The organism is Streptomyces sp. NPDC005438 (genome assembly GCF_040606315.1).
Taxonomy (GTDB): domain Bacteria; phylum Actinomycetota; class Actinomycetes; order Streptomycetales; family Streptomycetaceae; genus Streptomyces.
Map to the genome: position 1 here is coordinate 325,151 of NZ_JBEXEP010000004.1, position 20,972 is coordinate 346,122.

General features: G+C 71.3%; 23 protein-coding genes and 2 tRNA genes. 20 read left to right on the plus strand and 5 right to left on the minus strand.

Annotation, left to right across the window (positions count from 1 at the left end):
- The first annotated feature begins 1,283 nt into the window (after window positions 1-1,283).
- From ABZT14_RS11700 to ABZT14_RS11710, 3 genes are all read left to right on the plus strand, one after another.
- Window positions 1,284-2,318, plus strand: coding sequence for a glycoside hydrolase domain-containing protein (locus tag ABZT14_RS11700; RefSeq protein WP_356299794.1), 1,035 nt, complete (start codon window positions 1,284-1,286; stop codon window positions 2,316-2,318).
- Between the two features lie 229 nt (window positions 2,319-2,547).
- A complete protein-coding gene (locus tag ABZT14_RS11705; RefSeq protein WP_356299798.1) occupies window positions 2,548-3,141 on the plus strand; it encodes a SigE family RNA polymerase sigma factor in 594 nt (197 codons plus the stop codon).
- A 144-nt stretch (window positions 3,142-3,285) separates the two neighbouring features.
- The gene (locus ABZT14_RS11710) at window positions 3,286-4,938 is read left to right on the plus strand and encodes a long-chain fatty acid--CoA ligase (protein WP_356299801.1); all 1,653 of its coding nucleotides are present in this window, start codon (window positions 3,286-3,288) and stop codon (window positions 4,936-4,938) included.
- A 45-nt stretch (window positions 4,939-4,983) separates the two neighbouring features.
- Here ABZT14_RS11710 and ABZT14_RS11715 read toward each other — a convergent pair whose 3' ends face one another.
- Complete coding sequence (locus ABZT14_RS11715) at window positions 4,984-5,229, minus strand: DUF5708 family protein (protein ID WP_356299804.1); 246 nt, start codon at window positions 5,227-5,229, stop codon at window positions 4,984-4,986.
- Window positions 5,230-5,507: 278 nt separating this feature from the next.
- On the opposite strand from ABZT14_RS11715, the gene ABZT14_RS11720 reads away from it, so the two are divergent.
- Window positions 5,508-6,155, plus strand: a complete 648-nt coding sequence (locus tag ABZT14_RS11720; protein ID WP_356299807.1) for a hypothetical protein — start codon at window positions 5,508-5,510, stop codon at window positions 6,153-6,155.
- Between the two features lie 48 nt (window positions 6,156-6,203).
- Here ABZT14_RS11720 and ABZT14_RS11725 read toward each other — a convergent pair whose 3' ends face one another.
- Both ABZT14_RS11725 and ABZT14_RS11730 read right to left on the minus strand, forming a co-directional pair.
- Entirely contained in the window at window positions 6,204-10,580 is a 4,377-nt protein-coding gene (locus tag ABZT14_RS11725) for a PAS domain-containing protein (RefSeq protein ID WP_356299811.1), read from the minus strand.
- Between the two features lie 368 nt (window positions 10,581-10,948).
- The gene (locus tag ABZT14_RS11730) at window positions 10,949-11,401 is read right to left on the minus strand and encodes an SSI family serine proteinase inhibitor (protein ID WP_356299814.1); all 453 of its coding nucleotides are present in this window, start codon (window positions 11,399-11,401) and stop codon (window positions 10,949-10,951) included.
- Window positions 11,402-11,689: 288 nt separating this feature from the next.
- On the opposite strand from ABZT14_RS11730, the gene ABZT14_RS11735 reads away from it, so the two are divergent.
- Both ABZT14_RS11735 and ABZT14_RS11740 read left to right on the plus strand, forming a co-directional pair.
- Window positions 11,690-11,779, plus strand: a tRNA-Ser gene (locus ABZT14_RS11735).
- Window positions 11,780-12,197: 418 nt separating this feature from the next.
- Window positions 12,198-12,273, plus strand: a tRNA-Arg gene (locus ABZT14_RS11740).
- A gap of 118 nt (window positions 12,274-12,391) precedes the next feature.
- Here ABZT14_RS11740 and ABZT14_RS11745 read toward each other — a convergent pair.
- Together ABZT14_RS11745 and ABZT14_RS11750 are read right to left on the minus strand one after the other, a co-directional pair.
- Window positions 12,392-13,549 carry a site-specific integrase gene (locus ABZT14_RS11745; RefSeq protein WP_356299818.1) on the minus strand — a complete coding sequence of 386 codons (1,158 nt, stop codon included), beginning with the start codon at window positions 13,547-13,549 and terminating at the stop codon, window positions 12,392-12,394.
- 2 nt (window positions 13,550-13,551) lie between these two features.
- Window positions 13,552-13,923 (minus strand): helix-turn-helix transcriptional regulator, encoded by a 372-nt coding sequence (locus ABZT14_RS11750; protein ID WP_356299821.1) that lies wholly within the window; start codon window positions 13,921-13,923, stop codon window positions 13,552-13,554.
- A gap of 233 nt (window positions 13,924-14,156) precedes the next feature.
- Here ABZT14_RS11750 and ABZT14_RS11755 point away from each other — a divergent pair, with 233 nt between their 5' ends.
- From ABZT14_RS11755 to ABZT14_RS11820, 14 genes are all read left to right on the plus strand, one after another.
- Complete coding sequence (locus ABZT14_RS11755; RefSeq protein WP_356299824.1) at window positions 14,157-14,423, plus strand: helix-turn-helix domain-containing protein; 267 nt, start codon at window positions 14,157-14,159, stop codon at window positions 14,421-14,423.
- Between the two features lies 1 nt (window position 14,424).
- A complete protein-coding gene (locus ABZT14_RS11760) occupies window positions 14,425-14,637 on the plus strand; it encodes a hypothetical protein (protein WP_356299827.1) in 213 nt (70 codons plus the stop codon).
- Window positions 14,638-14,649: 12 nt separating this feature from the next.
- Window positions 14,650-15,009 (plus strand): hypothetical protein, encoded by a 360-nt coding sequence (locus tag ABZT14_RS11765; protein WP_356299830.1) that lies wholly within the window; start codon window positions 14,650-14,652, stop codon window positions 15,007-15,009.
- 1 nt (window position 15,010) lies between these two features.
- Window positions 15,011-15,241 carry a hypothetical protein gene (locus tag ABZT14_RS11770; protein ID WP_356299833.1) on the plus strand — a complete coding sequence of 77 codons (231 nt, stop codon included), beginning with the start codon at window positions 15,011-15,013 and terminating at the stop codon, window positions 15,239-15,241.
- Complete coding sequence (locus ABZT14_RS11775) at window positions 15,238-15,417, plus strand: hypothetical protein (protein ID WP_356299836.1); 180 nt, start codon at window positions 15,238-15,240, stop codon at window positions 15,415-15,417. Before ABZT14_RS11770 ends, ABZT14_RS11775 begins: the two co-directional genes overlap by 4 nt.
- 182 nt (window positions 15,418-15,599) lie before the next feature.
- Window positions 15,600-15,788, plus strand: coding sequence for a hypothetical protein (locus tag ABZT14_RS11780; RefSeq protein ID WP_356299839.1), 189 nt, complete (start codon window positions 15,600-15,602; stop codon window positions 15,786-15,788).
- The gene (locus tag ABZT14_RS11785) at window positions 15,788-15,910 is read left to right on the plus strand and encodes a hypothetical protein (RefSeq protein WP_356299842.1); all 123 of its coding nucleotides are present in this window, start codon (window positions 15,788-15,790) and stop codon (window positions 15,908-15,910) included. Before ABZT14_RS11780 ends, ABZT14_RS11785 begins: the two co-directional genes overlap by 1 nt.
- Before the next feature lie 273 nt (window positions 15,911-16,183).
- Complete coding sequence (locus ABZT14_RS11790) at window positions 16,184-16,396, plus strand: helix-turn-helix domain-containing protein (RefSeq protein WP_356299845.1); 213 nt, start codon at window positions 16,184-16,186, stop codon at window positions 16,394-16,396.
- Between the two features lie 137 nt (window positions 16,397-16,533).
- The gene (locus ABZT14_RS11795; RefSeq protein WP_356299849.1) at window positions 16,534-18,525 is read left to right on the plus strand and encodes a bifunctional DNA primase/polymerase; all 1,992 of its coding nucleotides are present in this window, start codon (window positions 16,534-16,536) and stop codon (window positions 18,523-18,525) included.
- 294 nt (window positions 18,526-18,819) lie between these two features.
- Complete coding sequence (locus ABZT14_RS11800) at window positions 18,820-19,152, plus strand: hypothetical protein (protein ID WP_356299852.1); 333 nt, start codon at window positions 18,820-18,822, stop codon at window positions 19,150-19,152.
- A gap of 160 nt (window positions 19,153-19,312) precedes the next feature.
- Window positions 19,313-19,669, plus strand: a complete 357-nt coding sequence (locus ABZT14_RS11805) for a hypothetical protein (RefSeq protein WP_356299855.1) — start codon at window positions 19,313-19,315, stop codon at window positions 19,667-19,669.
- Window positions 19,666-20,388 (plus strand): HGGxSTG domain-containing protein, encoded by a 723-nt coding sequence (locus ABZT14_RS11810; RefSeq protein ID WP_356299858.1) that lies wholly within the window; start codon window positions 19,666-19,668, stop codon window positions 20,386-20,388. Before ABZT14_RS11805 ends, ABZT14_RS11810 begins: the two co-directional genes overlap by 4 nt.
- A 172-nt stretch (window positions 20,389-20,560) precedes the next feature.
- On the plus strand, window positions 20,561-20,728 hold the full coding sequence (locus ABZT14_RS11815; RefSeq protein ID WP_356299860.1) for a type II toxin-antitoxin system Phd/YefM family antitoxin: 168 nt from the start codon (window positions 20,561-20,563) through the stop codon (window positions 20,726-20,728).
- A 75-nt stretch (window positions 20,729-20,803) separates the two neighbouring features.
- Window positions 20,804-20,971, plus strand: coding sequence for a hypothetical protein (locus ABZT14_RS11820; protein WP_356299863.1), 168 nt, complete (start codon window positions 20,804-20,806; stop codon window positions 20,969-20,971).
- Window position 20,972: the final 1 nt, after the last annotated feature.

Here is a 20,972-nt window from a genome sequence, read left to right on the forward strand (position 1 = left end):
CACAGGAGCTGACCAGGCAACTTACTGGCAGGTAATGCGGGATTCCGCAGCTTTACGCCTCCTTTGCCAAGCGGGTCTGAGGGTTGGCCTGTTGGCCGGGAGGTTCGTCTGGGGCTTCGTGGAGAGGGCTGGTTGGCGGTCCATCAGAAGGTGCCCTTCCCTCATGTGTCTCCCCCCAGTGGCCGTGGATGTCTACTGGCTCAGCCTGCCTGGGTTCGGATGTTAGGGCCACCAGTGACCCTCTTCGAGGGCTGCTCGTGGCCAACCTGTGGCCAGCCGGGCCCCTTCGAGGCATTCCTCCTACTCGGCACCTCGCGCGATGTGGTCCTGGAACCGTCGTGGCCGCGATGTCACCGTGGGTTCGAATCCCACAGCCTCCGCCGATGAACGGCCTCTGGCCAGCGTGAACGGGCAGAGGCCGTTTCCTCTCCCCGCCCGCGATGAATCGCCACTCCCTGTCGTTCCCCGCCTGACGGGGAACGCGGCGGGCACGCTGACCCGAACCGCGCAGCGCCCGCCCCCTTGTCACCTGAGCCGCCGTGTTCCGGTCCGTTGTGGTCGCGAACCCGCCAGGGGTGATGGCGGCCACGGCGAGCAGTGCCTGTTGGGAGGCTGTGTAGGTGGCCTTGGGGGTGGGGTTCTTGCGGTGGGTTGGCGGTGCGAGTGCGCGGGTCATCGCGTTGCCGGGGTGAGACGGGTGGAGGGCGCCAGGCTGGTTGATGCGTCTACGAGGGAGGTGCCTCGCGCGGTGGCTCGACCTGCCCATGCGGAGGCACAGGCTTGTGCTTCTCCGCCACGGTGGCGGGCCTTGGGTGGGGCTCGTTCGAGGCCCCCGAGCGGGTGGGGGATTGGGGGTGGGGTGGAGGTTTATATCGCGAGGGTCATGCTTGCGATGGAATCAGGGGTTCTCAGGTGATTCGGGGTGGGGTGCTGGGCAGTCTGGGGGCGTCCACGTCGCAGGGGTCGGAGGGCCGGGAAGGGTCAACCGCCTTGTGGGGCTGGGTAGTTCGGGGTTCCGCACCGACGTGCAGGAGGGATGCCTTTGACAGGTGCTTTCGCTTCCGGCTCCTGAAGAAGCCGGCCGCTTGGGGAAGTAACAGTGCCGTACGACCGCTCCGTAGGCGGCCGTACGGCACTGTTCTGCGCGGGGTGCCCGGGGGCGGTTGCCGGTACGGGCCGGGCTCGGCGGAACCGGGGACCGGGGAGGGGCAGACGGCTGAACCTGGCGGCGGTGGGGGCGTGTCTCGGGGACACGGTGGGGGGCCGCCCCTTCACTCGGGGCCATGTGTCGAAATCACATCATCCGAGTATGGGTCGTCCTGGTGGCCGCCCTGGGCGCCCTGCTGGGCGTCGTACCAGCGGCCCAGGCGGGCCCCCAGACCACCGGGCCGGCCACCGCCGGGCGCGCCGGCACCCTTGACCCGGCCGCCGAGAGCGGCCGTACCCTCCCCGATCCGGTACGTCCGGTGAACGGACCGGAGTCGGGCAAGCCCCTGACCGGGCAACGGCCGGAGCAGCCGGCCGAGGTGCGACTGCCCCGTACCGGCGAGGTGGGGCTGGGCGAGTTGTCCCGCACCCTGCCGGACCCGAGTGGGGCGAAGGTCTTCCAGGGGCGGGCCCTGGACACCTGTCAGGCGCCCTCGGCGGAGGCGATGAGGGCCTGGCGTACGTCGTCCCCGTACCGGGGGGTGGGGGTCTACATCGGTGGTCGGGGACGGGCCTGCCCCGACCAACCCCACCTGACCAGGGGGTGGATGCGGGAGGTGGACGACTCGGGGTGGAGCGTGTTGCCGATCTACGTCGGTTCGCAGTCCCCCTGCGTACGGTCGGAGAACAAGCGGCACGTGCGGATGGAGTCCTCGGACGGCTGGGGCCAGGGCGTGCGGGAGGCGGAGGACGCGGTGAACCGGGCCCGGGGGCTGGGTATCGCCAAGGACAGCCCGGTGTACCTGGACATGGAGGCGTACGACCGGAGTGACCGCGACTGCGCGGACACCACCCTGTCCTTCGTGAAGGGCTGGAGCGAGCGGGTGCGCCAACTCGGCTACCTGGCCGGCTACTACAGCAGCGCCGACTCGGGGATCGCCCACCTGGCCAGCGCCCGCCGGGCCGGCCACCAGGGGCTGCCGGACGTGGTGTGGTTCGCCCGCTGGAAGGGAACGCCGTCGGTGGACGCCGAACCGGTGCTCGGGCGGGAGGACTGGAAGCCGCACCGCCGGGTGCACCAGTACGAGGGCAACGTCGTACGCCGGTACGGCGGGTACCGGATGCAGATCGACAGCAACCAGGTCGACGCCCCGGTGGCCCGCGTCAACTGACCGTGACCACCAGGCGCGTTGGTCGCTACGGTGACCGCTCCGGGGGAGCGCGGGTCCGCGCCCCGGAGCCGGTCCACTAGGGGCCCGGGCGGCGTACCCTCCAGGGCCCGTCATCACCCCCTCCACCCCCAGGAGGTCGCCCGGGCGCCGGCCCTACAACCAGAGGGGGAGTCCCGTTCGGGACCTGCGGGTGATCCCCCGCGCGGGCGCTGCGCCTAGCGTGTGTGACATGACCGCGACTGGGACAGTGACCACGCAGAGCCCGCAGGACGGGCCGACGTTCACGTCTTACGTGCGTACTCGGGGGCCCGTTCTGCTGCGCACCGCGCGCTCGCTGACCGCCAACCCCAGTGACGCCGAGGACCTGCTGCAGACCGCCCTGACCAAGACCTACCTGGCCTGGGACCGCATCCAGGACCACCGTGCCCTGGACGGCTACGTCAGACGGGCCCTGCTGAACACCCGCACCTCGCAGTGGCGCAAGCGCAAGGTCGACGAGTACGTCTGCGAGGAGCTGCCCGAGCCCGACGTGCAGCCGGCCCCCGACCCCGCCGAACAGCAGGCGGTGCGGGACGCGGTGTGGCAGGCGGTGATGAAGCTGCCGGCGCGGCAGCGGGCCATGGTGGTGCTGAGGTACTACGAGGACCTGAGCGAGGTCCGTACCGCCGAGCTGTTGGGCGTCTCGGTGGGTACCGTGAAGAGCGCGGTGTCCCGCGCGCTGGCCAAGCTCCGCGAGGACCCCCTGCTGTCGGACGGGGCGCTGACGGCGATGGCGGTCGGCCGTGAGGAGGAGGCCCGGGTGCCGGAGCAGCTGGCGGCCTGAAGCCCGGGTACCGGGGCGGCCTTCGGAGAACCGTGGGCGGTTGACCGCGTGAAACGCCACGTGCCTAGTGACATACCGGACGGTACGCGGCAAGAATCGGCGGCAACATTACCTGCGCGTAACAGGTCTCCGGGAGGGCGCCCGATGCTCAGCACCATGCAAGACGTGCCGCTGCTCGTCTCACGAATCCTGACCCACGGATCCACCGTCCACGGTGGGTCCCAGGTGACCACCTGGACGGGGGCGGAGCCCGAGCGGCGCACCTACGCCGAGGTCGGGGCACGCTCCGCGCAGCTGGCGCACGCGCTGCGGGAGGAACTGGGGGTGCAGCCCGACGAGCGGGTGGGCACCCTGATGTGGAACAACGCCGAGCACCTGGAGGCGTATCTCGCGATCCCCTCCATGGGCGCGGTGCTGCACACCCTCAACCTCCGGCTGCCGGCCGACCAGTTGACCTGGATCGTCGACCACGCCGCGAACCGGGTGCTGCTGGTCAACGGCACCCTGCTGCCTCTGTTGGCGCCCCTGTTGCCGCGTCTGGGCAGCGTGCGGCACGTGGTGGTGGCCGGACCGGGGGACCGTGGCGTACTGGCGGAGTCCGGGGTGACCGTCCACGAGTACGAGGACCTGCTGGCCGGCCGCCCCACCCACTACGACTGGCCCGAGCTGGACGAGCGGCAGGCCGCGAGCCTGTGCTACACCTCCGGCACCACCGGGGACCCCAAGGGCGTGCTGTTCAGCCACCGTTCCATCTACCTGCACGCGATGCAGGTCAACAGCCGCGAGTCCTTCGGGCTCGGCTCCTCGGACATCGCCCACCCGGTGGTGCCGATGTTCCACGTCAACGCCTGGGGCCTGCCGTACGCCGCGTTCATGGCCGGCGCCTCGCTGCTGATGCCCGAGCGGTTCCTCCAGCCCGAGCCCATCGCCGAGATGATCGAGACGGTACGCCCCACCCTGAGCGCGGCGGTGCCCACGATCTGGCAGGGGCTGTTGGCCGAGTTGGACGCCCGCCCCCGCGACGTCTCCTCGCTGCGTTACGTGATCATCGGTGGCTCCGCCTGTCCGCCCGCTCTGATGCGGGACTTCGAGGAGCGGCACGGTATCGAGATCATCCACGCCTGGGGCATGACCGAGACCTCTCCGCTGGGCACCGTCTGCCATCCCCCGGCCGGGCTGTCGGAGGAGGAGACCTTCGCCTACCGCGTCACCCAGGGCCGGCTGCCCGCCTCCGTGGAGGCCCGGCTGGTCGGCCCGGACGGGGACGCCCTCCCCTGGGACGGCGTCTCGGCCGGCGAGCTGGAGGTACGCGGGCCCTGGGTCGCCGCCGCCTACTACGGGGGCGCCGGCTCGGAGGAGAACATCAAGCCCGAGGACAAGTTCAGCCCGGACGGCTGGCTGCGTACCGGCGACGTGGGGGTCATCTCCCCCAACGGCTACCTCACCCTCACCGACCGCTCCAAGGACGTGATCAAGTCCGGGGGCGAGTGGATCTCCTCCGTGGAGCTGGAGAACCACCTGATGGCGCACCCCGCCGTGGCCGAGGCCGCGGTGGTCGCCGTACCGGACCAGAAGTGGGGCGAGCGCCCGCTGGCCACCGTCGTCCTACGGGAGGACGCCGGTGACGTCACCTACCAGGAACTTCGGGCCTTCCTGCTGGAGCGGCTGGCCCGCTGGCAGGTGCCCGAGCGCTGGGCGCTGATCCCGGCGGTGCCCAAGACCAGTGTCGGCAAGTTCGACAAGAAGCGGATCCGTGGCCAGTACGCCGAGGGCGAGCTGGAGGTCACCGAACTCTGAGCCCGGACGGCTCCGGTGGCGCGGTGAGCCCGCCGCCGGAGCCGGTCAGCTCCCGTCCCGGGTGGGTTCCGTGCTGACGGTGGAGCGCAGCAGCTCCGAGGCCAGCTGGGTGCCGCCCACACACATCAGCACCAGTCCGACCGTCGCCATCACCAGTACCGGCGTGCTCAGGTTGTCCATGCTCAGACAGAGGGCCAGGCCGCCCAGGAAGGTGAGGGCGCCCTCGGCCGTGTGCCGCGCCGCCGTCCCGCGTACCGCGCTCTTGGTGTTCGTCCCGCTTGTCGCGTTCACCGCGTTCAGTCTCCTCCGGTCCAGTACGAGGGGAGTGGAGCTGTTGCGTGGGGGTCCTCCAGAGTAGGGGGCGTGGTCCCGCCGGCCCCCGGCGCGGTGGGTGAAGGATCGGGTACCCCGTGCGGCCCCGGTCAACCGGCCCGACTTCGTGGCGGGTTGGCCGCCGGCCGACCCGGTACCGCCCCCGGTCACGGCCGGTCCGGGGCCTGTGTCAGTGGGCCTGCCTAGGGTTCTGGCAACGGTTGGACCATCCCCGTGGACGCGGGGAGCCAGGGGGTGTGAGCACCTCGGGACAGGGGGTTGCCATGGGGTTGAAGTCCGCGCTGTTGTCCTTCTCGCGGGGTACGCCACGGGAGGCGATGCGTGCTCGGGAGCGGAGTGTGGCCGACCCGGACCGGACCGGGGAGCTGCTGGCGGAGGTCTTCCCCGGCCGGCGGCTGACCGAGGTCGGCAAGGCCGACGTGGACGCGGTGATATGGCCGCCCGAGGGAATGGTCTTCGCCGGCCGTTTCCCCGGGCTGGACCTGGTGTGCTGCCGGGAGTGGATCGAGGACCCGCCCACCGAACTCACCGACCTGGTACGGAGGGTGGGCGCCGGCCGGTCGGCCACCGCGCACCTGACGCACAGCACGGTGGACCTGCTGGCCTTCGCCCGCTGGGAGGACGGCGTACCGCGTCGCGCGCTGAGCGTGAACCCGGACGACGGGATCGTCCAGGACCTGGGGGAGCGGCTGCCGGTGGAGCTGCCGTACTGGGAGGGCCGGCACCCGGTGGAAGCTTCGGGGACCTGCGCTCTGCCGTTCTCTCCGCTGGAGTTGGGCGGGGCGCTGCTGGAGCGGTACTTCGGGGTGGAGGGCGACCACAACCCGGACGGCCGGCTGGTGGGTTCCGGGGAGGTGATCCTCACCGGGTTCCGCTTCTGGTGAGCGCGCCCCACCCGGTACGGGCGGGGGTGACCGCCGTACCGGGTGCCGTCAGTGGGCGCCGATCTTGGTGAGCAGGTCCACGATCCGGCCCTGTACCTCCTGGCTGGTGGACCGCTCGGCGAGGAACAACACGGTCTCCCCGGACGTCAGTCGGGGCAGCTGCGCGGGGTCCATCCCGGCCGAGGTGTAGACCACGAAGGGGGTACGGGCCAGCAGCCCGTTGACCCTCAGCCAGTCGATCAGCCCGGACCGGCGGCGGCGTACCTGCATCAGGTCCATCACCACCAGGTTGGGGTGGATCTGGGAGGCGACGTTCATCGCCTCCCGGTCCGAGGGGGCGTGCGCGGCCTGCATACCCCGGCGCTCCAGGGTGGCGATGAACGCCTCCGCGATCGCCGGGTTCTCCTCCACCAGCAGCACCCGGGGCGGGTGCTGCTCGCTGTCCCGGGGGGCCAGCGCCTTCAGCAGCACGGCCGGGTCGGCGCCGTAGGCGGCTTCCCGCGAGGCGTGGCCCAGGCCCGCCGTCACCAGCACCGGCACCTCGGCGGCCACCGCGGCGGTCCGCAGCGACTGGAGGGCGGTACGGGTGATGGGGCCGGTCAGCGGGTCGACGAACAGGGCCGCCGGATAGGCGGAGATCTGCGCGTCCACCTCCTCCCGGGAGTTGACGATCACCGGGCGGTAGCCCCGCTCGGTCAACGCCGACCGGGTGGACCCGTCGGGCTCCGGCCACACCAGCAGCCGGCGCGGGTTGTCCAGGGGCTCCGGGGGCAACTCGTCGTCGGCGCGCGGCGGCTGGTCCGCCCGCTGGCTGACCGCCACCGGGGAGTCGGGCCCGTCCAGGGGCTCCGGCCCCTCGGCACCACCCGGTGCGCCCACGCTGAACTCCTGCGCCGGCGGCCCCTCCCTACGGGGGCGAGCCGGGGGCGGGGCGGTCGGACGTGGCGGCGCCGACGGCGGGGCGGGGGCGGCTCCCTCGGGGGCCGGCTGCTCCTCCCGTGACCCCAGCTTGCGGCGCCGGCCGCCACCGGGCGTCCCGGGCGGCGAGGAGGGGGTGGAGGGGATGGCCGTACCGGGCGCGGAGGCGGAGTACGGGGTGCCCCCGTGCTCGCCCAACTGCCGGGCGTACGGGGCGCCGTGACCCAGGGTGCGCACGCTGATGCCCGAGGGCTCCTGGCGCTGCTCGGAGCCGGGCAGCGGCAGTGAACGGCGCCGGGTCAGCTCCTCGGGGATCGGCCCGCCGCCCAGGATGGGGCTCGCCGCCACCCGTGGGGGCAGGACCGGGGCCGGTTCGGGTTCGCCCTGGCCCTCCTCGGCCGGCTGGTCCCCCTCCTCGGGGGGCAGGGCCTGGGGCGCCGCCTCGGGGCCCTCGCCGAACTCCCCGTGCTCGTCAGGCAGTTGGATACGGGGCAGGGGTTCGCCCTGGTCCTCCCCGGTGGTACGGGGCTGGGGCAGCGGGCCGGGCTGGGGCCCGGGTGCCGCCGGAGGGGGTGCCGGCTGGGGGCCGGCGCCGAACTGGCCCTGCTCGCCCAGGGGTTGGCCGGGCGGCGGTGTCGGGGTGGCCCCGTGCGGGTGGGCCTCGGTCGCCCCCGGCGCGGGTGGGCCCACGGGGGGCAGGGGCCCGGCGTCGGTCAGGGCGCCACGGGGGCGCGGCACCGCACCGGGGCTGTCCTCCTGGGGCTGCGCCTCGGGGCTGGGCTGGCCCGCCCCGTCGGTGCCGTAGGGCGTACCGGCGCCGTCCGAGCCGTAGGGGCTCCCTGTTCCGTCGGTGCCCTGGGGCGTCGTCGGGGTGCCGGAGGGGGGCGTGGCGTACGGGGTGCCGGCGCCGTCCGTGCCGTAGGGCGTACCGGCGCCGTCGGTGCCGGTGGGGGTGCCCTCGCTCGGGGTGGCCTCGGCGTTCGCCCGGGCCTGTGCCGCCGCCCTGGCCAGTCGCCGGGCACGCCGGCTCCCGGGGCGGGGCGGGGTGTCCACCAGGGACGGCTCGGGGTCGGCCACCGGAGCGGCGCTCCCCTGTCCGGCCCCGGTGGCGTCGGCCCCCTCCGCCGGGGCGGCACGGCGGGCGCGGCGCCCGGTACCGGGACGGGGGGTGGCCTCCGGGGCCTCGGACGACGCCGGCCCGCCCGTCGACTCGCCGTTCCAGGAGGGCGGTTGACCGTTCTGGGCGGCGGTACCGGTCGGAGTCGGGGTGCCGGTGTCCTGGCCGGCGCCGTTCGGGGTGCCCGCCCCGGGGGTGTCCGACTGCCGTGGCTCGGGGCTGGCCAGCGCCCGTCGGGCTCGCCGCCCCCCACCGGTGGCGTCATCGTCATGGCCGGGGGCCTGGCTGGTGTCCTGGCCGGGAGCATGGCCGGGGGTGCCGGCCGCCGGGGTGGGCGTGCCGGGCTGGGGGGCCAGCCCCGGGGCGGTGCCGGGGCCGGCCGGCAGGGCGGCCCGCTGACGGTCACCGCCCTCGTAACCCTGTCCCTCGGGTGTCTGGGAGGGCGCCTGAGCGGCGGGGGCCTCGGGGGCCGGGCGGGCCCGCCGACGGCCGGAAGGCTGGGGGCGTACCGGTCGCAGGGCGCTCGCCCCGGAGACGTCGACCCCCTCCTGGACGCCGTTCCCACTCGGTGCCTGAGGTGCCTGAGGTGTCTGGGGTGCCTGGGGTGCCTGGGGTGTCTCGGGCACCGCCGGCAGCGAACCGACGGCCGGTGTCATGGCGGTGGGTGCGGGCGCCGGCCCGGGGAACGGGCCGTGCGGTACCCCCATCCCCTCGGAGGGGGCGGCGGTACCGGTCGGGGTGCCGGGGTCCTCGCTGCCGTCGCCGGTCCAGGCACCGTGGGCGGCGGCGGGGGAGCCCTCCGCCCCGGGGGCCTCCTCGGTACCGCGTACCGGCTGGGCGGGTGCGGGCATCACGGTGGTCTCGTGGTCGCGGGCGCCGGTGAGGGCCGGACGCGTACCGCCGGCGCTGACCGGCACCTCCAGCACATAGGCGCTGCCGCCCATGGAGCCGGGCACCTCGTGGGTCTGGAGCACCCCGCCGTGCCGTCGGACGATGCCCCGTACCAGGGGTTCGTGCACCGGGTGGCCGCCGGCGTGGGGTCCGCGCACCTCGATGCGCACCACCCCGTCCTCGCCGCCCCGTTGGGCGGCGGCGACCACGATGGTGGAGTCGGCGCCCAGGGTGCCGGCGCCCGTGGCGTCCACCCCGGCCACGTCGGCGATCAGGTGGGACAGGGCGGTGGACAGACGTTCCGCGTCGACCTCGGCCTCTATCGGCGGGGCGTGTACGGCGAACTGCACCCGGCCGGGGCCGATCAGTTCCACCGCGCCCTCCACCCCGGCGCTGACCACGGCGTCCATCGACACCCGTTCCCGGCGCAGCTTCTCCCTGCCGGCGTCCAGCCGCTGGTAGGCGAGCACGTTGTCGACCAGGCTGGTCATCCGGGAGTACCCGGCCGCCAGGTGGTGCAGGATCTGGTTGGCCTCCGGCCACAGCTGGCCGGCCGGGTCGGCGGCCAGCCCGCCGAGTTCGGCGCGCAACCGTTCCAGCGGCCCGCGCAGCCCCTCGTCTATGACCGCCATCAACTGCCGGTGGCGGTCGGTCAGTTCACGCAACGCCCGGCGGTCGGCGAAGGTCAGTACGGCGCCCACCAGCTGTTCGCCGTCCCGCATCGGGGCGGTGGTCATGTCCACCGGTACCGGCCGGCCGTCCTTGCCCCACAGCACCTGGCCCACCCGTACCCGGTGCTTGCGCCCGGAGCGCAGGGTGTCGCACAGCGGGGTCTCCTCGTACGGCAGCGGGCTGCCGTCCTCCCGCGAGTGGTGCAGCAGGGGGTGCAGCTCCTGGCCGCCCAGGTCGCCGGCGCGGTAGCCGAGGATCTGCGCGGCGGACGGGTTGACCAGCACGATCTTGCCGTGGGTGTCCACGCCGACGATGCCCTCGGAGGCGGCGCGCAGGATGAGTTCGGTCTGCCGCTGCTGGCGGGCGAGTTCGTCCTCGGTGTCCAGGGTGCCGGTCAGGTCGCGGACGACCAGCATCAGCAACTCGTCACCGGTGTACTGGTTGCGGCCACCCGGATGGTCCGCCCAGGCGGCCTCGAAGGCGGAGGCGTAGGGGGTACGCCCGTCCTCCAGGTTGGCACTGGTGACCTCGACCGGGAACTCGCTGCCGTCGGTACGGCGGGCCACCATCCGCTTCGGCTTGGTACGCCCCGTACCCGCCTCCTCCGGCCGCCGCATGGAGCCGGGGATACGGTTCGGGTCGAAGTCCGGCAACAGGCTCAACAGTCCCCGCCCCACCAGGGCGGTGCCGGGAGTCTCGAAGGTCTCCAGGGCGATGGTGTTGGCGTTGACGACGGTGCCGTTGCAGTTCACCAGAAGCAGGGCGTCGGGCAACGCGTCGAGTATGGCGGCGAGGCGAGCAGTGCCTCGGGGTGGCCTGCTGCTCACTGCGACGTTCCTCCCTCGTGACCGCTGTGCTGGTGGCCGACGCCCGGCGGTACCCGAGTGTCCGGTGGGCCCAGTCTGCCGTTCCCCCGGCGTCTGTCACTAGGGGGGAAGTCTACGACCCACCCGTACGCGGGGAGCGGGGAAACCGTGAGAGGGCGGAGACGGTAGCCCTTTCCCCAGTCCCTCGGACGGTCGCCGACCGCTGACGGCCGGCCGTCGTTCCGCCGCTTCTGGCAGGGCAGTTGACGTGGGTCCCTCCCTCCGGCGCGACACCGGGGGGAGGGACGGGGCAGGGGCGGGAGGCGTCGTACCGCGACCGGTGGAAGCGGGATGTCACCTTGCTCACGTCACCCACGGTCACGCCTGGCTCACCGCGCGGCGGACCCGGTCGCCCGGCCGGGGTCGGCCTGGTCGGGCAGCACGGGTACGAGGGTGTCCCAGCGGGCGATCTCACAGCCGTTCTCCCGGGAGAACCGGGCGTCCACCGGCGCACCGCGCCAGGTACCGGTGATGGTGGCCGTCGCCGGACCGCCGTAGATCATCGAACAGTTGGTGTCCCCGGAGGTGCTCTGGAACGGGTTCCGCACCCCACGGGTCGTACGGTTCAGCGCCTCGCACGCCTCCTCGGCCCGTGGGTGGTCGCCACCGGTCGGCTCGCACCGCAGCTCGTACCGCTTGGCGTAGGCCTGGTCGGCCCCGAACACCGTCACGGTCAGGTGGTCCCGGGCCTGTGCCGGACCGTGCTCCTCGGTGGCGACCGCCAGGGTGGGCAGCGCCAGGGTGAAGGAGATCGCGGCGAAGGTGATCAAGGAACGTCGCATCAGGGGCTCCCGAAGTCCACGAGTCGAGGGGGCGCTTGGCCGCGCCCCGCCGTGACTAACGCGCCGGCGCCCGACTCGTTGCGCCCCACCCCCGGAACGCCGGTGATCCCCCGCCGGTTCACCCCCGCGCCCCGCGGCGCTCCGACCTCCGTACCGGGCCCCCTTCCGTGCCGGGCCAACTGCTTTGCCGGGCTCCCACGCCAGCGGGTAGGGTGTGGGCGATTGGAGGCGGCCTCAGGGCTGTGCCATCATCTGCACGCACCTCGTCGGCATGATCGTCGGGTGCGAGGAGGCTTCGCCTAGTCTGGTCTATGGCGCCGCACTGCTAATGCGGTTTGGGGTAACCCCCCATCGAGGGTTCAAATCCCTCAGCCTCCGCACTTCGGCCGGGGAGTCCGCGTACGTCGCGGACTCCCCGGCCGCTTTGTGCGCCCCGGCCACCGGTACCGCTCCGCCCTCACGTCAACCACGAGTGACCGCACCGCCGTTGGCCCCCGCCGCCGTCGCGGTACCCGACGGACGGCGGCGCGTCTCGGAGGTCCCCGACGGTGCCCGGCCGTCACGGCCACCGGGGTCCGCCTCGTACGGGGCAGCAGGACGCCGGACTACCGGTCGGGCGGTGCGCGGAAGGGGGCTCCCCGGCCCGGTGCCGGGTGTGCGAGGGGGCCTGGCCCGAGCCCCCAATTTGGGGCGTCCACCCAGCTCAGAGCGGGTGCGGGCAAAGAATTTCACGTCACGCGGCGGGTCATGTAGTGTGGTGCCCGCACAAGACGCCGAGGGCAAGTTCAGGCGTCAGGCGCTCGTAGCTTAACGGATAGAGCATCTGACTACGGATCAGAAGGTTGCAGGTTCGAATCCTGCCGAGCGCGCCACAGGATAACTGCAAAGTCCAAGGTCAAGGCCCTGATTCACTACGTGAGTCGGGGCCTTCGTCGTTGCTCTCACGACCCCATCTCTCACGGGCTCTCACTTTCCAGTTCGATCTTGCTCTCAGCCGAGCAGTTCGGCCAGCTTCTCGGACCCCGCCTTGAGGCTCTGCGGGTCGCTGTGTCCGTACACGTCTTTCGCCAGTGACAGGTTGCTGTGCCCGGCCCATGCGGAGACCACCGTGTCTGGCACGCCGTTGTTCAGCATCCATGACAAGCAGGTGTGCCGGGCGTCGTAGAGCCGTACCTTACGCACCCCCGCCGACTGCATCCGCTCGTACGTCCGGCGGCGGAGCCAGTCCGTCTTCACCGCGCGCCCCAACTCGTCCACGACGACGAAGCCGGATGCCTCGTACGCCTCCCCGGCGGCCAGCTTCTCCGCCGCCTGCCTGGCCTTGAATGTCTTGAGCGGGGTCAGCACCTCGTCAGGGAGAGGCAACACCCGCTCCCCGGCCTTGGTCTTGGTGGCCTTCTCGACCACCTTGCCCGCGACCAGCGTGCGGGTGTGCTTCACGCTGATCACCCCTGTATCGAGGTCCACATCCGACCAGCGCAGGCCGCAGACTTCCGCCGGGCGGAGCCCGATCAGGGACAGCAGCATGACCGCGTGCAGGCGGTCAGTCGCGACGTGCGCGAGGAACGTCTTCACCTCCGGCTGTGTCCAGGGGTTGTATTCCTTCGCGGCGTCCGAGATCTCCTGCGGGATCTCGGTGTACTCCGCCACGTTGCGGTGCACGATGCCGCGCCGCATACCGAGCTTGAGCACGGCCCGCAGACTCGTGAGCGTGAGGTGGATCGTACGGGCGCTCAGCCCTGTGCCCGGCTTGCCGCCGATACGGCGAGCGCTGGTGGCCATCCACTTCACCAGTGCGTCCACGTCGTCTTCCGTGAGCTTCTGGGCGGGCTTGTCGCCGCAGAAGGTCACCACGTACCGCGTGGCGTCCTCGTAACAGCGCCGGGTCGCGGCCGACTTCCCCTGCTTGTGGGTGAGGAACGCTGCCACGAGGTCGGCCATGATGACCTTGGAGGGCAAGACCAGCGTGCCCGTCTTCGTCTCGTGGACGATGCGGGCGTGCTCCGCCTTGGCCTCCTTCAAGGTGTTCCGGGTGACAGTCAGTTGGCGCCGCTTGCCGGTGGTCGGGTCGGTGCCCGCGTCCACGACGAAGCGGTACCGGATCTGCCCTTGTCTGTTGGGCGGCAACTTCTTGATCGGGTTGGGCATGGTCAGTCCTCCCGTTCCAGCTGCTCTTGCTGGCCGCAGTCGTTGCAGGTGCGCGGGCCGGGGCCGGTGATCTCGCGGCTGTCGTAGCTGTGGCCGTGCAGGCGGCACGCGCACGCGGGGTCCTCGGGGTCTCCGGGGAGCAGCGCGGCGGGCCGGACACCGAAGACGGCCGCGAACGCGGCCACGTCGTCCACGGTGATCGCTCGACTCCCCGACTCGATCCGGCTGACGGTCGTCTGGTGGATCGGGCGCCCGGCGGCGGTGAGCCGTCGCGCCAGCTCGGTGGTGTTCAGCCCTGCACGTTCTCGCAGATCACGGATGGTCGCGGCTACGTGCCGGGTGTACGGCCCCGGCGGGCCTTCTCGGGTACTCATAGCAGCATAGTAGCGCTACCTGCGTGAGACGCATAGGAGTCATTTTTGCTGCGTTTAAACAGTCGATATTGTGTCGCCAGATTTTTTCCCGAAGAAAGGGCCAGGTCAGGCACGCTGCCCGTGCTTCCAATGCTGCCTTATCTACAGTCTCCGCAGGTCAAGCAGCTCTGGAGCACCCTTCGGCGTCCCGTAAATTAGAGGCATCGGAGAGAAAATAGCCGAGGGGAGTGGAAATGGAGCGTGTAAACGGAAACCCGCCCGACGTTGCGGCACTGGCAGAGTTCGCGGCCACCCGGTCGCTGACCGTGAGCGTGGCCGAGGCGTCCCGCGTCGTCGGCGTCGGAACCTCCACCGCCTACGAGGCGATCAAGCGGGGCGACTTCCCGTTCCAGACGATCAAGGTCGGGGGCAAGGTCCGCGTCGTGACGGCGAGCATCGTCCGCGTCCTGTCCGGCGAGCCGGACCCGACCCCGCCCGCTGCGGCCCTTCAGGCGGCCTGACGTGGCCGCCCTGGAGTCGCGGTTCTACCTGACCGCCGACGGCGGCGGGCGCGTGGAGACCTCCAACCACCCCGACCGCCCCGGCGTACGGGTCTGGGCCTGCACCTCGTGCGGGGACCAGGGCGAGGGCTACGAGGACAACGGCCGCGCCCACGCGGCCGGATGCAACACCACCACCATCAGCGGCTACCTGCCGCGCAACCACTTCCGCTAGGAGATGATCAGCATGACTGGATTCAAGACCGACACGGACGGCCGGATCGTGGCGGCCCCGGAGCAGACCGGGCCGCTGAGCAACATCACGGACGACGAGATGTACGACCTGATCGACACCGAGTGGTCGTACGAGCTGGCCAACTCCGCCGGTGACCGCGAGGTGTTGATGGCGCCGGAGCCCGGCGACCACACCGGCAAACAGTACCGCACTGTGGGCGGGAACCTCGTCACCACCGCGCGGACGGCCGAGACCGAGGTTTCGTACTGGTACTGCGCCGGGTGCGGGAAGCGGGACGAGCTGGGCTACGGGTGGTCGGATGTCGCCCGCGACCGCGCCGAGCAGCACGCGGCGAAGTGCCGGGCAGTGTGACATGGAGCCGCTGAACCAGTGGACGCCGCTCCCGCCCCGGCAGGACGAGAGCGGCGACGGCTACGGCACCCGCATGGGCGGCCGGGTGACCGTCCAGGGCGGCCGGTGGTCGTGCACGGGGTGCGGGAAGCGGGACGTGCCCGCCGAGGACGCCCACCACGCCGCCCAGCGCCACGCCGCCGACTGTCTGTCGGTCGGCTTCACCAACGCACCCGGAGGTGCAGCAGCATGACGCAGCAGCAGACGGAGTTCCGCGCCGTTTACACGGGCGCCCGGGTCAGCGTCTCCGAGGACGGCGACGGCCCGCGCTGGGACTGCTCGGGGTGCGGCAAGGGCCGCGCCGAGGCGGACGCCCTGGAGGTGGCGGAGCACCACGCCCGCAACTGCTCGGTGCTCTCCCTGTCCTGACCCCGGAAACGCCGAAGCGGCGCCCCGCATGGGATGGGCGCCGCTCCGACTGATGAAGTGCAGAACCCCGAGCCGAGAGCCCGGTCTCTACTGCCCCCAGGATACCGGCTCTCCCTCTCGGTTGAATTCCCTCTCGCCCGGCACGGCGGGGTTCAACGGACCCCGTATTGGGAGGGATCGAAATGAAGATCGTCAGCAGCGCCGGTATGGGGCGCGACTGGACGCCCTCGTTCACGGATGAGGAGTACGACGCCAAGATGATCCGCGAGAGCATCGAAGACTTCGCGGCCGTGGCCGAGGAGACCGGCCAGCCGGTGAACGAACTCCGCGCGGCTATCTCGGTGCGCGTCACCTCGGAAGGACTGAACTGATGGTGGAGAACGAGCAGAAGACGCCGCTCCCGGACGACTGGACGGCGTTCTGGGAGCACCTGGCCGAGCTGTTCGAGGAGTGGACTCCCGAGCGCTTGAACGGCCCGCAGAAGGCGGCGTGACGCTTTCTCTCCTGGCCCCCGTTGACTTCGGTCGGCGGGGGTCTTCGAGTGCCCGCGAGTGCATTCAGCAGGGCGGATGTCCGTTCATCTTCGTGCCGGGTGAGCCCCTTTTAGCTTCAGGAGTCGGGTGCAAGTCTCTGACCTGCGGGAATGTGAAGCATGGTAGCTCGCCGGCTCGGCCTCTATCGGTCTCGGGGAAGCCTCTCGGTGCTTCAGCCTTCCGCGATCAATAGAAGATGAAGTCATTCAACACCGACCCCGAAAGCGGGAGCCATGAACACCGAAATCCCCGTGGCACAAGAGTGGCTGAGCCCGAAGCAGGTCGGAGAACTGCTTGGCATCTCCACGATCACGCTCGCCACCTGGCGGCGGGAAGGCACCGGCCCGACTTACGCCCGGCTCACCGACGCCCCCAACGGCACCATTCGCTACCGCCGTTCCGACGTGGACGCGTGGCTGGAATCCAAGGTCCCGGCCGCCGTCTGAGCAAGAGGAAAGGCGGCACCGGGAGCCCAAGCCCGATACCGCCCTAAGCGATCCCCATCGCAGCACAGCCATTCACCTGATCAACCGCCGCCCATTCTACCGGTCCCGGTAGAGAGCGGGGAAATGGACTGTGTGTCGTGAAGTACATCAAGGGCGGACCCTTCGCTGACGGCGCTCCGGTGTACGCGGAGGCCGGTTGGACGGGCGTGATTCCCGCCAAGGGAAAGGTCGTTCAGCTCCAGGGCGTCACCGGCGGTTCAGGTCGCCAGACGCGGCCGGACGAATACCTGTCGTGGGCCGAGGCGAGCACCGGCAGCTACTACCGCCAGAACCTCGCCCTGCGGCTCTCAGGCGCCCTTGTGGGCCTGGACGTTGACGCCTACGACGGGAAGCCCGGAGCCGCCTCCCTGGCCGCTCTGGAGGCCGCGCACGGCGCTCTGCCCGCCACTTACTCCAGCACCTCCCGGGGGCCGGGACCGTCCCGGATCTTCTTCTACCGGCTGCCCGCCGGTACAGGGCGGCTCAACACCCTTCCCGGGCCGGGGATCGAGACGATCCAGCACCACCACCGGTACGCCGTGGTGTGGCCGTCCCGGCACCCCGGGACGCAGGAGACGTACCGCTGGTACGGGCCGGACGGGGAGCGGCTGGAGGACGGTGTGGTGCCCTCCCCGGACGACTTCCCGGAGCTGCCCGCCGGGTGGGTGGCCGCGCTGTCCTCGGACCATCTGCCCGCCCTCACCGGCACGGTGGTGCCGGTCCTGGACGGGGAACCGCTGGACGTGCGCGCCATGCTCACCCCGGGCGCCGTGACGGACGGTCAGGACAACAAGCTGACCGCCCTGGCGTGGCACCTGTACCACTCGGACCTCCCGCGCTCGACCTGCGTCGATGTGCTGGAGGGCGTGGTGGCCGCCTTCGTGGACAACCCGGCGGCGGGCAAGGCGCCGTGGAAGCCGGGAGACGGCCTGGCCAAGTGGGAGTACCTGGAGGCCAAGGGCGAGCCGCGCGGCGAAGTCGTCGCGGAGGACTCGGACGCCTTCGAGAAGCTGGTGGCCCAGCGCGTACAGAAGATCCGGGTGGAGCAGGAAGCCCGCCACCGGCTCGTTCTGGAGCGGGAGCAGGGCACGGCCGAGAAGTCGGTGGCGGAAGCCCTGGAAGCCGTCCTGGCGGGCAACTGGCGGGTGTACCCGTCCGTGGGGACTGTGGCTGACGATCCGAACGGCCACGGCCTGTTCTACCCGGGGCGTGTAAACGGCATCTTCGGTGATGGCTCCGCCGGTAAGACGCTCTACATCACCCAGCTCCAGGCGGAGGTGCTGAACGCGGGCGGGATCGTCGTCCACTGGGACTTCGACCACAACGCGATCGAGGACCAGATTCAGAAGCTCGTGTGGGCGGGCGCTAAGCCGGAAGCGATCCTGGAGCGGTTCCACTCCACGCGCACGGCCGCCGACCTGGAGCGGATGCCCTCGGAGACCGTGAAGGCCGTGGATCTGGTGACGATGGATGCCCTGAGCCCGGCCATCGCCGGTATCGGCATGAAGGTCAACGACTCCGAGGGCGTTGACGAGGTGTTCCGCATCTACTTCACGCCGTTCACCCGGCACGGGGCCGCCGGGGTCTTCATCGACCACATCGGCCACGAGAACACCGAGCGGCAAGCCGGATCGAAGCGGAAGTTCCTCGCTACCCAGGGCGCCTTGTACGAGATCAAGTTGGCGAAGCGGCCGGAGTTCTTCGGCACCGGCCAGTCCACGTTGACGCTGCGGAAGGACAACGGCAGCGGCGCGGGGAAGCGCAACGAGGTCGTGGCGTACGTCAACTACCGCTCCACGGGCGAAGGGCCGATCGAGACGACGGTGACGCGGGCGTCCCTCCCGGGCTTCGGGCTGAAGCAGGCGACTGGCCAGACGGAGCGGATGATCATCGAACTGCTCCAGAAGGAGCCGGGGCCGTGGAGCAAGACCCAGCTCGCCAAGGCCCTTCAGAAGAAGCCGGAGACGGTGCGCGCGGCGGTGCGGAACCTGCTGTCCTCCGGGGAGCTGGCGGAGCTGGAGGACGTGCCGCAGAACAAGCCGAACCTCGTCCTCGCGGATGGCCCGCTGATGCTCCCCGAGGGGGCGTGATGGGGGCCGTTCTACCCCGTCCCGCGACCAAGATCAGGGACGGGGTGCGGGACGGGGTGCGGCCCCTGCGGCGGGGGCCACCCCGTCCCAAGATCAGGGACGGGGTAGAACCGGGAAATCCCGCAGGTCAGAGCGTTTCGCGCTCTACCCCGTCCCACCCCGTCCCACCCCGTCCCGGACGGGGCGGCATCCCACCCCGTCCCACTCCCGGGGGGCCTGTAAAGGCCCCGGGGGGACGGGGTAGCCCAGACCCGGCCGCAGTGCCCGATCCAGAGATCCGAAGGAGAAGTGATCATGCCGAAGCTCCCCCCGAACCTGCGGGCCGCGACCGCGCCGCAGCCGACCTTCAAGCGGTACCGGCAGCACCACTGCACTCGGGCCCACCGGACGTACAACGCGCTCGCCAAGTGCATGTGGCCCCGCGCCGTGTGGGTCTGCGGTGAGGGCCCGTACGCCACGGTGTCCCGGTGCCCGTCCGGCGGGCGCCGCAACGCCCTCACGGTCGCGCTCTGGTCCACCCACGAAGCCGCCCTGTCGGCCAAGAAGATCATTGACGACTCGATGTGTGGCGGCTCGTGCTGGGGTGCGCGCGGTCACGAGATCGTCCAGTTGATCAATCCGTCCTGAGCCGCCTGAACCCCGCGTTTACACGCGCTTGTGAGACGGCTGTGAGATATCGGCCCCTCATGCGACACGAGAAGGTGTGTGACCTGCGGCATTGCCGCCAGGCTCACTTGACTTCGTATCAACTGCTGCCAGTTACGGCCCTCCAGAGGAGGAGATGATCATGAACCTGTTCGACGCCGGAGAGCACCGCACCCCGGCCGAGCGTGCCGACGCCTACGACTGCGAGTTCTTCGCCCGGCACCCCGGCACCGACGAGTACCGGCGCCCCACCATCACCGGCGAGCACGGCCCCGGCCTCTACTTCGACGGCGGCCGGACACACCAGCTCCACTTCGCGTCCAGCTTGCATCACCGGCCGGGCCAGTTCAGCGCCTTCGAGGCCCCGGACGTTGTGGCGGTCGCCTCCACGCCCCAGTGGTCGATCTGGACGGATGGCATGCCCGTGCAGTCCGAAGTGTCCGCAGCGGACGCCGTGTGTGCCGCCCTGGTCGCGGCTGAGGAAGGAGAAGCGGCATGAGCAGCAACGCGCGTATGGGGTCCTACAGCGATGGCCGCGCGTACGGGGTCGCCCAGTCCACCGGGGTCGGGAACGGCCCGCAGGCGGACGCTGACGGCCGCTGCACGGCGAGTACGCGGTCCGGGAAGCGCTGCCGGGGGATGGCGGTCACCGGCACCACGGTGTGCCGGATGCACGGCGGGTCGGCCCCGCAGGTGCAGGCGGCTGCTGAGCGCCGCGCGGAGGTGGCCGAGCAGTTGGCCGCCCGCGCCGACTGGGAGGCGACCTACGGGGAGTTGGGCGACGCCGAGGACCCGGGCTTGATCATGCAGCGCGAGATCCAGTGGACGGCCGCACACGTGAAGTGGCTGCGGGACCGGGTGCAGGAGACGGAGGCCGAGGCGCTGGTGTGGGGTGTGGAGTCTGAGGCCGACAAGGGCGCCACCGAGTTCCCGGGCATCGACACCACGTACTCGGCCCGCATCCACGGCTGGGTGCGGCTGTACGGGCAGGAGCGGGACCGCCTGTTCAAGATGATCGAGACGGCGGCCCGGATCGGTCTGGACGAGCGCCTGGTACGGCTCCAGGAGATCCAGACGACGATCATGTTCGAGATCGTGAACCGTGCGCTGGAGACCTTCGGGGTGGAAGCCCGGAAGCCGGAGGCATCCACGGTGATGGCCTCGGTGGTCCGGGAGGTGATGGCGGAGCGTCAGGCCCGGGGCCTGCCCGCCGCGTGACCGCCCGAGCCCTGTTCGCGCCCCGGACGGGGCTTGGGTGCGTCCGGCCCGCCCCAGCCCCGCAGACGGCCGCCTACGGCCCCGGCGAAGCGGCCCCGCGGTTGCTACCACGCTACCTCTGACCTGCGAAAACAGGTCTGAGCACCCGTAAAGACGGGAGTAAACTGTGTACATGGATGAAGCCACCCGCATCGGTCTCCGCGACCTCCGCCCCGACCTCGGGCGCCGCGTCGATGCGGCCTACTTCCAGGGCGAGCCGACCGTGATCACCAAGAACGGTGAACCGCGCGCCGTGCTCGTGCCCTTCGAGTGGTTCGAGACCGTCACCGCAGCCGAGTAACGAAGCGGCCCCGCCCGAGAGTTGCAGCTCCCGAACAGGGCCTAGCCGACCACCAGACATCACCTGGAGTTCGACATGTTCAACGCTACCGTCACCGCCCCGGCCCCCCGGACCGAGACCGCGCCGCTCTCCCCCCTGCGGTGCCTCCAGCTCGTCGCGGCGGCCCTGGAGCCCACCCCGGACGTACTCCGCTACCGCGCCGCACTCGCGGCCCTGGTGGATCCGCGCGGTGGCACCCGGTGAG